We start from the raw sequence: 11,806 nt of genomic DNA, 5'->3' as shown, positions 1-11,806 counted from the left end.
CGGGCTCGAGTCTTCTTTGGGTTATAAATCAATCAATCAAAGTATGCTCGCGCCCTGTGGGTGGTGTGGCTCTAAAATGACTCCATATATATCGAATCGCCAACAAAGGAGTAGCGACAGTAGCCAGCGACATGTTGAGCACTGACAGGAAAGAAAATAGCTCGGGCTTACTGGTGACAAAGTGCATCACATAGCCTGCGACGGTTGCATAGATGATCACAGAAGCCATCACCCAGTGCAGCACACGGCTTAGTAAATCGTATCGTGGATTATTCAAATTAACCTCGTTCTGATCGTTATAACAATAATTTTCAAATAGATGCCCAAAACTAGTTATTAGTATATTTGCATCGCGAATTAATTATATCGAACAGTAATACTCCGTATTCTACTTAATTATAAATTAATGATGTTGCTTCAGGTGTTTTATAATTATCAATGATGTTTTAGAGTGTTAATTCCAATACAGAAAGGGCAAGCTTGCCGACTTCCTAGCTTGTATGCCTATAACGAGATACAGTTAGTTTAAAGCTAAATATATAAGGAATGTATAATGCTTCGAATCTTATTGATTTCGGTTATCTCAATGTTCACAACCATGAGTTTTGCAAACGAAGAGGTTAAGTACTCAGATCAAGAGTATTTAGATAGACCATTGATGGAACGTTATATCTTGGATGAGTTGAAGCAATTGCGTATGGAGCAGCAAGATCTCGAAAGACGTTTAACGATCCAAATGACTGATCGAGAACTCTCTGTTGCGGATAAGTCATTGAACTACGCCAACGTGACGGTAACTTATTTCTTCTACATTATTGCGGGCGTTGCTTCACTTATCGCATTGGTCGGGTGGCAATCACTGAAAGAACTCAAGCACACAACCAAAGAAATGGCTGACCAGCGATTGAATTCTATCGCTCAAGAGTACGAAAAGAAATTTAATGTACTTGAAAGGGATCTTAAAAGGAAAACTCGAATCATCTCTGAAAATAATCGAGAGATTGAGATCATCAATGAGATTCATAATTTATGGTTAAGAGCGCAAAACGCACAGACGGCTGAGCAAAAAATTGAGATTTACGATGAGATCTTAAAGGTTCGTCCGGGGGACTTAGAGGCGCTCACTTATAAAGCGGATGCGGCGATGGATATGCAAGAGTACCACTGGGCAATGAGCTTATGTAACCGTGTATTAGAAGTTGATGACCAAAATGCTCACGCTTTGTATCAACGTGCTTGTGCCTACGCAAGGTTAGGTGCAGAAGGTCAGGCGATAGACGACTTAGAGCGATCTATCGAAGCCAGTGGTTCAATGAGAGAACTTCTGGCAGAAGAGCCTGATTTTGAGATGTTGAGAGGTTTAGACCGCTTTGAAGCTCTATGTGAAGAGTAGTTATTTAATGACATGGTGATCTTCGCACGCTCACCATGCTTTTAATCGTTTTTACGGAACGGTTTCTTACATTTCGCTTATTTTATTGAATCAATTGTTATGTTATAACATCTTAAAAATTCATTGTAATAACCGTTAAGTATTTTTATGAAGTTCCTCCGCACTGGCCTGATAGTGACTGCTATCAGCGCATTTTCACTTGCTTTATATCTTTCTCTTTCGCCTGAACCACCAGAAGACATCGCTATCAAAATTACACCTTATCAAGGTGCGGTTTCGGCTGATGAGAAGCCATCGAGTTCAGACGTTGAGTCAAGTTCTCTGGTAAGAGTTCATTATTTTGTCAAAGTTGGGGATACACTCAGCAATGTATTTACCTCTTGGAAACTCCCTTACGGAACGGCTCAAAAGATACTTGAGGCCGATCTAGAATCACTGAAACTGGACACGATCAAACCTGGTGATCATCTAGAGTTGTTGTTGGATAGTGAATCTAAGCAGCTAGTCGAATTGATTTACCATGAGAGCTTGGTTGAACAGGCGGTCTACACAGAAAATGATGACGGTAGTTTTAGTTATCAGTTCATAGAGACTCCAGGGGAATGGAAAGAAAAACTGTACTCAGGTGCGGTGCAGGGTAGTTTTTCCACGTCAGCTTACAAGGCCGGTTTAACCAGTGCCCAGATAGCCAATATCACTCGAACGCTGAAAGATAAAATTAACTTTTCCAAAGATCTCAGAGCTGGCGACAGCTTTAATGTTTTGGTTAAAGAGCAATACACGGAAGATCACTTAACGGGTAAGACTGAAGTGCAAGGGGTCTCTATCAAGCTACGAAATAGGGAAGTGGCGGCTTTTCTTGCTGCGGATGGACGTTTCTATGACCGAGAAGGGAATAGCCTTGAGCAAGCTTTTAATCGATACCCAATAGACAAACAGTTCCGAAGAATCACTTCACCATTTAATCCGTACCGCAAACATCCGGTGACAGGGCGTATATCACCACATAATGGCACTGATTTCGCAACACCTGTGGGTTCACCCGTTTATTCAACTGGAGACGGTAGGGTTGTGGCGCTTCGTGACCACCCTTACGCAGGGAAGTATCTGGTGATAGAGCATAACAGCGTTTACAAAACACGTTATTTACACTTGAGCCGCTTTTTGGTGAAGAAAGGGCAACAGGTTAAGCGTGGTCAGGAAATTGCGTTGTCGGGTGCAACAGGCCGTTTGACAGGGCCTCACTTACATTTTGAAGTGTTGGTACGTGGAAGGGCGGTCGACGCGATGAAGGCAGACCTGCCTTTGGCAAGCTCTATATTGCCGAAAGACAAGGGGGCGTTCCTTACTCGAATTGCCTCTTTTGATGAGATCATCTCTGAGCAAGAAGGCAGAACGAGTTAAATTAACTTCAGCCACGGCCTATCGCTATTCCAACCTTCTGGTGATAAACAAACCGAAGGTTGGAATAAGCATTTATTGAATTACATAATTTCAGATTCGATTAAGCGACGACAACCGCTGTGCCGCTGGCTGACACCATCAACATGCCATTACCTGTTCCTAAGACTTCATAATCGATATCGACACCAACCACTGCGTTTGCACCCGCTTCAATCGCTTTCTGCTCTAGCTCTTTGAATGCGTAATTACGTGCTTTCTCCAGCTCCTTTTCATAGGTGCCAGAACGTCCACCGACGAAGTCTCGAATACCTGAAAACATATCCTTGAATACGTTAACCCCTAGAATGGCTTCTCCGGCAATAACTCCTTTGTAATCGACAATGCGTTTGCCTTCGACAGATTGTGTGGTGGTAATAATCATAGTGGCCTCTGTAAGTTAGATGGTTGGTTACTAGATGAGTTGTTACTAGTTGATTAGTTACTTGATGATTAGCTACTCGCTGAGTTTTGTCTCTGAGCGTGTGAATTCATGCCTCAACCATGTTCTCAGTTTTAGTACACTTTCTTGTTTTAACTTGTTTTTTGGACAAACGAAATAGAAATCTTGATGAGGGTTAGCCACTGGCTCACTAATTTCGACCAACATACCATGGCTGATGTCATCTTTCACAAACAAGCGGTGAGTGACTAATACACCAAGCGAACGAATGGCGGCTTGTACGGCTTGAATCGAGACATCGAACGTCAAGTTACTGTGGAACGTCGGCATGGGTATTTGGTAGTGATCGCACCACACCTGCCAGTCATGCTGTCTTCTTGGGTTGAAGGCACCAATGGTTGGGTTTTGTTTCACCAGTTGTTCAACGCTTAATCCCATTTGGTTTTTCAATAGTGCCGGGCTGCACACCAATACCAGATCATCGTCACCAAGCTTTTCGCTGTAATATCGGTCCCACTCGCTCGGTTTGCCGTGTACGAGCGCGATGTCCACACCTTCCTGCTCTATGTCGAAAGTGCCCGTTAACGTGGATATACGAATATCAAGAGAGGGAGCAAAGCTTTGGAATTCCGAAACTCGCGGGATCCACCAGTGCATGGCGAGTGAGTTCACCATGTTGAGGGTGATGCGGTGGTCGTTAGGCGTTTTGGCGAGTTCTTCTGTGGCTTCTATTACTTGTTCCAGTGCGGGTGCGACTTTTCGATAATATCGCTTACCTGCGGCATTGAGAACAACACGACGACCCACACGTTGGAACAGCGGCTTATTGACCAGTTGCTCTAATGATTTTATCGCTTGGCTTACTGCTGAATGACTGACGTACAACACACGAGCGGCTTCGGTCATGCTGCCTGTTTCGGCTACAGCAATGAAAGCATAAACGGATTTAAGTGGAACGAGTTTCTTCATCGGTAAGTTTTCCTTACAGTTGTGGTTAATATTACTCGCTATTTTTCATCACGTCACGCCTCTAAAATAACTGTCATAGGAGGTGATAATTATGTCTGATATTACCAAGGCGACGGCTTTCATGTTGTTGTCGACGTTCAGTTTGTCTTTAAGTGGCTTAATGGCCAAGTATCTATCGGTATCAATGCCCGTTTCATTTTTGAGTTTCGTGCGATTTTTGTTACCCAGCCTGATTTTGTTCTTATTTTTGATGTTTTACAAAATCACGAAACCTTCACTCGATATGTGGAAACCTTTAGTGATGCGTGCGATTTTTATGGTGGCATGCCAGTGGTGTTTTCTTATGTCTTTACAACCCCTAACTCTGGTTGAAGGTGTGGTGTTGTTCAGCACTGGCCCTCTGTTCATTCCTTTGTTAGAAAAATTAATGTTTAGAACCAAGATTCATACAACCACAGTGATTTGTTTAGTTGTCACCTTTGTCGGCGTAGTGATGATGGCAGGGGACTGGTCGCAGTTTGAATTTGGCTCAGAGTTCTTTAGGCCAGCGTTGTTGCTGGGGTTATTGGCGGGTGTGTTTAATTCGGGTTCACAAGTGAGTTTGTATCGAGCATCCAAGACTAGCCTGACACCCGCAGAGCTAAACGCGTGGACGTTCTTGGTCGCGGCAATCATTGTGATACCAATGGTTGTGTTTACTTCAGTATCTGCGACTCCAGATGTGCTTGAGAGTGCTGCGGACAATGGAACCTTATCGGGTCTGTTATCTTTTGAAGGCTTACGCTGGATTGGGCTTGGCGCTTTTGGATTGGCTCTATTTACTATTAACACGCAAATCTTCCGCTCGAAAGCGTACAAGTTGGCAGACAGCGGTTCTCAGTTGGCTCCCCTAATTTTTACTAACATGTTGTTCAGTGCGTTATGGCAGAGCTTGTTCTTTGATGATGTGTTTTCAACTCAGCAGTTAATCGGCATCAATTTGATCGTCGTGGCGAGCATAACCAATACTCTATTGGCTAAAAGACACAGCAAAGCAAAAGCCAAGCAAACACCTCGAACTGCTGTGGCTTTAGCGACTGTAGCAGATACTGCGGTTTTGGACTCTGCCGTTAAAAGCTAAACATTGAGGCTGCAGATTACAGACAAAAGCCTAGAACAATGAACGAATGTATTCTTTTACTCGTTCGATATGCTTGTTTTGATCAATCTCGCATCGTTGGTTCGCTTCAAGAAATCGCTCAGCGTATTTGTCATAGATTTTGTTTTCTAAAAACAGCAAATACAGTTTTGGATCGATATGACCGCTGGTGGCCATGTCGGTCATGATATTGAGTGATTCGCTTAGGAGTTTGCCTTTTTTATACGGGCGATCGCTGGAGGTGAGCGCTTCGAATACATCGGCAATAGCCATCGCTCTAGACGGCAAAGGTAACTGGTCTTCGTTTAAGCCTCTCGGGTAACCCTTGCCATCGATACGTTCGTGGTGTCCGCTGGCAATGTCAGGAATGTTCTTGAGATAAGATGGGTAAGGGAGCTTGTTGAGCATGGTGAAGGTTTGAATGATATGATCGTTTATCATGAAGCGTTCTTCGTCGTTTAAGGTACCGCGACGTACTTTCAAATTGTGCAATTCACCTTGGTTATACTTCACTTCACCTGGTTTGAGTACAAACGCTTCTTGCCACACATCGGCTGGGTTAAAGCCATTATCCCAAGGTATTTTATGTTTGGGTTTATCAGCAAGTAGTGGCTCCATCACTGGCAGCGTTTGGTCTTTGATTCTTGGCTCAATTTCATCTTTTTCAGCCGGATCTTGCTGCGTGTTAAATCTCTCTTTTTCAGACCAAGATAAACCTAGCTGATCGTCGAGTGTTCGTTTCCATTGGCGCTTGGCTATTTGGTCTAAGCGTTCTAGTTGCTCATCCGTCATCGACTCTCCACCGAGGTTACACTCGGCTATGAAGGCAAACTCTTCATCCAATTCAGACAAACTTTGCTCGAGAACTTTCAGCTGCTCTTCTTGAAGCGCTCCGTTCGCTATGGATTTCCAATAATCGGTTTCAGCTTGTTGCTTTAACAATTCGAAACGCATTCGCACTTCATGGATTCGGTCGTAAATGGTTTCAAGTTTTGTAGCTTTGTCTACGACATACTCAGGAGTCGTCACTTTGCCACAATCGTGCAACCAAGCAGCCAACATAAGTTCTTCCCATTGTTTATTATCAAGCGAGAACTGCGGGTAGTAACGATCATCGTCTATGGTGGCTTGAGTTAACCATTTGGTCAGTTCAGGAACTCGCTGGCAATGCCCGCCCGTGTAAGGCGACTTGGTATCGATCGCTGAAGCAATCAATTCGATAAAGGTATTGAGCATGTCTTTCTGTTGCTGCATTTGGTCAATGTTGTCTTTGGCGATTTCAGCAAAGCTCAGTAGCTCCCTCAAAAATGCATGTTTGTCTGCCTGCATCTTAGTGATTGGTCTTTCGTAGCCAATTGCGACGATACCCACCAACAACTTCTCACGGTTCAATAGTGGGAAAAGGTACAGGTCAGAATTGAATATCGAATCTTGGTAATAGTTAAGAACATTATCTTCTCGATTAAGGTGGATGGTCTCGCCTGATTTAAGCTGACACAATAGCCAAGGAGTATGCTTAATGAAGTCATTGATGTCGGCCTTGAAAGGAAGAATGGCGAGGTTCGCTGCCGTATCAAACACATCTTTTTCTTCTGATTGAGTGAAAAGCACGATGGTTTCAGCTTTGGTAATTAAATAACTTTGGTGAGCAATGTTCTTAGCTAATATCGAAAACTCCTGATTACCCGCTGTGTCTCGAAGTAAATTAATCAAATCATGAAGCGTGTGCTCCATCAGCTCAATGGAAAGGGCGAGGTTAGCTACTTCTTTTATCATGCTCTTAGGGTAATGGGTTCTTCTGAAATCGAATCGAGCGATGTTGTCAGTCAGTTGCATGAGTGTATTGAGAGGTTGGGATAAGCGGTTGGCGACTAACCACACGATACCGAAACAGATAAACAACATACAAATCGCGACGGCAACTTGCTTATCACGCATCGAGATAAGATCAGAAAGCAGATCATTGTGTGGTGTCGCTTCGGCTAAATAAAGGGTGACGTCTTGAGTTAACTCAACGGGCGTTAATGTTAATGCCCAAGTATTTAGGTTGTACTCAATGTTCTTTAAGTTGAGGTTAAATTTCTCTTCATCAGAAATAAGAGGGGCTAAAACAGACGACTTTAAGGCCGCCATTTGATCACGTTTAGGGGTGTTGAATAGTTGTTGGCTTTGCTCGCTACCGGATCCTTTATTGTTCCCTACGTTACCGTTGGTGCGTTTGTTTTCACCTATGGGGCTCAAGCTGGGTATTGCTAAGTTCAGTTGATGTTGGCCTAGCAGATTAAAATGTTGGTCAAACAAAGCCAAGCGACTCTGTGGCGAATAAGCGAGTTGGCTTATCTGAGAGGATAAAGAATCTAAAGTGAAATCAGCGCCAACCACATGATTACCTTCATAAGTTCGCCTTGATAGGGTAATGCCGTTCTTTTTAAGAAAGTAAAACAGATAAGGCTCAGAGAGTTTGATTGTTCCATCGGGTTTAGCGTTACGGAACCAAGGTCGGGTGGTAGGGTTAAACTCACTCTCTTGTTGCACAATGCTCAATACCTTATGTGCGCCATCAAGGTAAGAGATAAGGTTCTCGCCCTTGAGGTTGATCGTGCTGACCATCATCGTGGCTTTGGCTGGTGCGTTGTTTTCAAGTCTTTGCTTGTTGGTGCTCAGTGGGCGGAAAATCCTAAACTCTCCCTCATCAGACCCGTAAAACAGCGCAACTAAATTGGTATTTTGTTTGAATATGATGTCTATCGAGGCAATCCAAGATTCCTGCTCAGTAGACGAAGTTTGATGAGAAACAAACGGGCTCACAGCCATCACATTCAAGGTTGTGATAACGGGTGCGATGGCTTGCTTAAATACCGATTCCAGTTTATCGCGATGTTCATTACTGACTTCGCTTACCGTCCCTAACAACAACTCTTGTGAATGGCGATAGCTTATTGAGATAAGTACGGCACCAACAAGTGTTGTCAAAATTAGGAAAAGGCTAGTGATGTGGATACTCAGCGGATATCGTCTTCGTCTCATCAAACACTCCAGCTTGTTAACTGGTATAAGTATTGACGAACTTGGGTAGGTTGCAAAAAATTGGTGCAATTAAGGCGGTGCTGCGACTAAGCCGTGCTTCCGATAGCTAAGTGAAATGAGAATAAAGCCTTATCTTTAAGTGCTAATGGTCACTTGTGGTTGGTAGGGTCGCTCCGAGATGCTGGACAGGCTCGATGTGGGCAATACATATCTAGCGTTATTAATATTCCTGATTAGAAAAACAAGCATTCCGAGTGTTTTATCAATTAAAGATTATTATGTTAATATTGTTAGTTATTTTGCACATCTATAAAACATCTAGGTGCTGTATGTGTTGAGCCTAGAAGGAACAGTAATGACGTTAGAAGCCTATATTCTCAATGTAGGAATATACTCAATTTTCCCATTGTATTTTGCTACGTTAAAAAACCGTGTGCGTACAGCTGCATTTTATAACTATCTTAGTATCGTGCTTTTAGTGGGAGGGCTTGCTGGTGCCGTTTGTTCCTTTCCTTTATCCGAAGCTTTAAGTATTTCAGGCGGAAATATTGCTTATGGTGCCTTCATGATGAGCACCATAATGCTCATTATTATTGAGCGAGATTTTAGCACTTTTAAACACATGTTTCGGTTAGTCGTGGTTGTGGATTTAATTGCCTTTGTTGGCTTTAACTTTATGGCTTGGTTGCTGGAATCGGAATATGTGTTGAACCCTTTTGCTATCCCTTTCAGTATCTTTGACGTGTCGTTGAAAGTTCTTGTTGTTGGAGGGGTTTTGATTCTCCTCGAAATATTGTTATTGATGTTTATTTTTACACAGGTGAGTAAGTTCCTTTCCAACCTACCAGCGTTGGCATTCATCTATACGCTAGCATTTGTTTTTATCCTTTGTTTGGATGGAGCACTGTTTCCTCTTTTAGCTTTTGGCCTAAGCCCGCAGAGCGTTCCTATCATATTCGGAAATATAATGGGTAAGTTGCTGATTGCGGCCTGCTATAGCGTCCCAATGCTGATCTTCTACTTTTTGTTTAGGGGGGATTTTGCCAAGTTTGTTAGTTCGCCATTATCCATAAAGGATTTGACTAAAGCTCCTCGAAAAGAGTTACTGGCAACATTGTATCAATATGAGTTGCGTGATGAGCAGTTGCAGAGAGAAAAACAAGATCTCACAAAGATTGCACTTTTTGATGAGCTAACCTCACTCCCCAATAGACGTAAATTTAATCAAACGTTTGAGTCTGAATGGGCTAGATGTGAACGCGAAGGGCAAGCTTTAACCTTAGTGATCGGTGATATTGATTTTTTCAAGCAATATAATGATGCATATGGCCACCATCAAGGAGATGTTTGCCTTAAACAAGTCGCAAAGTTATGGAAGCAAATTTTTAATCGTCCGTCAGACCTTGCTGCTCGTATAGGAGGCGAGGAATTTGCCATTATATTGCCAAGCACATCTATAGAGCAAAGTAGAGCTCGCCTTAATTCATTCTTAACGGTTTTGCACAGTCAACCGATTCCTCATCGTTCCTCACCCATTGCTTCTCATGTAACGATGAGCCTAGGGGTAGCGGAATGCGTTCCAACGAAAAGCACATCGCCAAATGATCTGTTTATGCTTGCTGATAAGCGCCTTTACAAAGCAAAGAATAGCGGGAGAAATCAGGTTATTGTCGATTGATTTAATGTTAACAATACTGAATGATGAACAGTATATAATTTCAAATCACTCAGCATCACATTAAGCAGGTGTCTGTTGGGCATTTTTGAAGAAGCTGTATTAGACCAACCCAACTTAAAATTGATTGACTAGACCACACGGTTAAGGCCTTGATTTATGGAACTAAAAGTAGATACCCACACCCACACATACGCAAGTGGTCATGCTTACAGCACGTTGATCGAGAATGCAAAATCGGCAAAACAAAACGGTTTAGCTATGTTTTGTACGACCGACCATTCCGAGTCTATGCCGGGCGCGCCACACTATTGGTTTTTCAGTAACCAGCGTGTGCTCCCTCGTTTTATTGAAGATGTCGCTATTATTCGAGGTGTCGAGTCAAACATCATGAACACACAGGGTGAAATAGACATTCATCCGAGTGTCGATAAGAACTTGGATTGGGTGATCGCGAGTTTTCATGAGCCAGTATTTCGCCCGTCGGATGTTGCTACCCATACAGAAGCACTCCTGAATGTGATCAAAGGCGGTCGAATTGATGCACTTGGTCATTTAGGAAACCCAAATTTTGATTTCGATTTTGAAGCTGTGATTCGATGTGCGGCGGAACATAACGTTGCGATCGAAATTAATAACACCACGCTTAAGGGCAATAGTCGCGTTGGCAGTGTTGATCGTTGTTACGAGATCGCAAAAATTGCTAAAGCGAAAGGTGCGTTCATTACGACAGGTAGCGATGCGCATTTCTGCATAGATGTGGGCGGGTTGGATCTCGTGTCTTCACTACTTGATGAGGTGGGCGTGGATTCGAGCAAGGTTATTACCCATTCACCACAGCAATTTTTAGCCTTTTTGGCATTGCGTGGTCGTCAATCGATTGCCGAGTTTTCGGTATTTGAGTGATGGTTTGCCCGGTACTTGTCAGTAATTAGCTAGCCAGTTTGCATTTCGACACAATCAATTTTTGTACCCGACGGATTTTTGTATACACTAGCCGAAAATAATAAAGTCGAAGTGCCACAATAACGATGGCGCTATCTTCAAAGACATCGCTTCACCTGGAGAAACAATGAAAACTCGCTCAATCCTTTTATCTGGCTTAATCGCTGCTTCACTATTGTCTGGCAACGCTTTTGCTAATGTTGACCTTAAGAAAAACATGCAAGAAATGAAGCTTGCGTTTAAACAAGCGGCAGAAGCTCAAAACATTGAAGAGATGCAAAAGCCTATCGTACGTATCGACACGCTAGTTGCTGAGCTCAAAACGGGTGTTTACCCAATTGAGAAAGAAGAACACTTCATGGAAGGTTTCAAAAAGATCAGTGCATCGATTGATAGCATTGAGAAGAAGCTAGACCAAGGTGAATTTGAATCTGCACAGCAAGAGCTTCGTACTATCGATGGCCTTCGTGAAGAGTATCACGAGAAGCGTAATCCAAGCATTTGGAGCAAGATCTTCGGTTAATTTGCTAATCAATTGAGTTTGCTAGATACGTAACAAAGAGCAAAGCCTCAAGATTCGATTTCTAAAACGCTGTCTTACATTACTCTCATTAGAGGAAGATGTAAGGCGGCGTTTTTTATTGTCTTTTTTATAAACAGTTTGTTATGTCGAATTTCGCCACATTTTCTTGGCTCTTTCGTTGTAACCAGTTTTTAACTAAAAAGAGTGTGCGTTAGCTTCAATTTTTTAACCTGATGTTAATTTTTACGTTTACCTATATGACAAGTACCTCATAATAAGGGAAATTTATAAAG

Annotated in this window: 9 protein-coding genes and 1 pseudogene; 6 read left to right on the top strand and 4 right to left on the bottom strand. The window is 42.7% G+C overall.

Translation table 11 applies throughout. The features are described from left to right. Positions 1–61: 61 nt before the first annotated feature. Positions 62–277: pseudogene (locus ED652_RS17680) on the bottom strand (cytochrome b/b6 domain-containing protein); the annotation flags it as partial. A 276-nt stretch (positions 278–553) separates the two neighbouring features. Between ED652_RS17680 and ED652_RS17675 the strand changes: the two are divergent. Both ED652_RS17675 and ED652_RS17670 read left to right on the top strand, forming a co-directional pair. Beyond that, positions 554–1,393 (top strand): tetratricopeptide repeat protein, encoded by an 840-nt coding sequence (locus ED652_RS17675; protein ID WP_017111814.1) that lies wholly within the window; start codon positions 554–556, stop codon positions 1,391–1,393. 147 nt (positions 1,394–1,540) lie between these two features. After that, positions 1,541–2,797, top strand: coding sequence for a peptidoglycan DD-metalloendopeptidase family protein (locus ED652_RS17670; RefSeq protein ID WP_102561378.1), 1,257 nt, complete (start codon positions 1,541–1,543; stop codon positions 2,795–2,797). Between the two features lie 100 nt (positions 2,798–2,897). On the opposite strand, the gene ED652_RS17665 is transcribed toward ED652_RS17670, so the two are convergent. Together ED652_RS17665 and ED652_RS17660 are read right to left on the bottom strand one after the other, a co-directional pair. Beyond that, positions 2,898–3,218: a heavy metal-binding domain-containing protein gene (locus ED652_RS17665; RefSeq protein WP_004730185.1), complete on the bottom strand. Its 321-nt coding sequence runs from the start codon at positions 3,216–3,218 to the stop codon at positions 2,898–2,900. 72 nt (positions 3,219–3,290) lie between these two features. Next, positions 3,291–4,205 (bottom strand): LysR substrate-binding domain-containing protein, encoded by a 915-nt coding sequence (locus ED652_RS17660; RefSeq protein WP_102561375.1) that lies wholly within the window; start codon positions 4,203–4,205, stop codon positions 3,291–3,293. A gap of 91 nt (positions 4,206–4,296) precedes the next feature. Here ED652_RS17660 and ED652_RS17655 point away from each other — a divergent pair, with 91 nt between their 5' ends. After that, complete coding sequence (locus ED652_RS17655; protein WP_122055655.1) at positions 4,297–5,325, top strand: DMT family transporter; 1,029 nt, start codon at positions 4,297–4,299, stop codon at positions 5,323–5,325. Between the two features lie 30 nt (positions 5,326–5,355). On the opposite strand, the gene ED652_RS17650 is transcribed toward ED652_RS17655, so the two are convergent. Then, positions 5,356–8,370, bottom strand: a complete 3,015-nt coding sequence (locus ED652_RS17650; RefSeq protein ID WP_122055654.1) for an HD domain-containing phosphohydrolase — start codon at positions 8,368–8,370, stop codon at positions 5,356–5,358. Between the two features lie 355 nt (positions 8,371–8,725). On the opposite strand from ED652_RS17650, the gene ED652_RS17645 reads away from it, so the two are divergent. The 3 genes from ED652_RS17645 (at position 8,726) to ED652_RS17635 (ending at position 11,513) form a co-directional block, all read left to right on the top strand. Then, entirely contained in the window at positions 8,726–10,048 is a 1,323-nt protein-coding gene (locus tag ED652_RS17645; RefSeq protein ID WP_122055653.1) for a GGDEF domain-containing protein, read from the top strand. 156 nt (positions 10,049–10,204) lie between these two features. Then, on the top strand, positions 10,205–10,951 hold the full coding sequence (locus ED652_RS17640; RefSeq protein WP_122055652.1) for a phosphatase: 747 nt from the start codon (positions 10,205–10,207) through the stop codon (positions 10,949–10,951). Between the two features lie 166 nt (positions 10,952–11,117). Continuing rightward, positions 11,118–11,513, top strand: coding sequence for a cytochrome b562 (locus ED652_RS17635; RefSeq protein ID WP_004730193.1), 396 nt, complete (start codon positions 11,118–11,120; stop codon positions 11,511–11,513). Positions 11,514–11,806: the final 293 nt, after the last annotated feature.

It is taken from the genome of Vibrio sp. Evd11 (assembly GCF_900382755.1).
GTDB lineage: Bacteria > Pseudomonadota > Gammaproteobacteria > Enterobacterales > Vibrionaceae > Vibrio > Vibrio lentus.
This window is presented reverse-complemented; position numbering and strand designations above follow the sequence as displayed.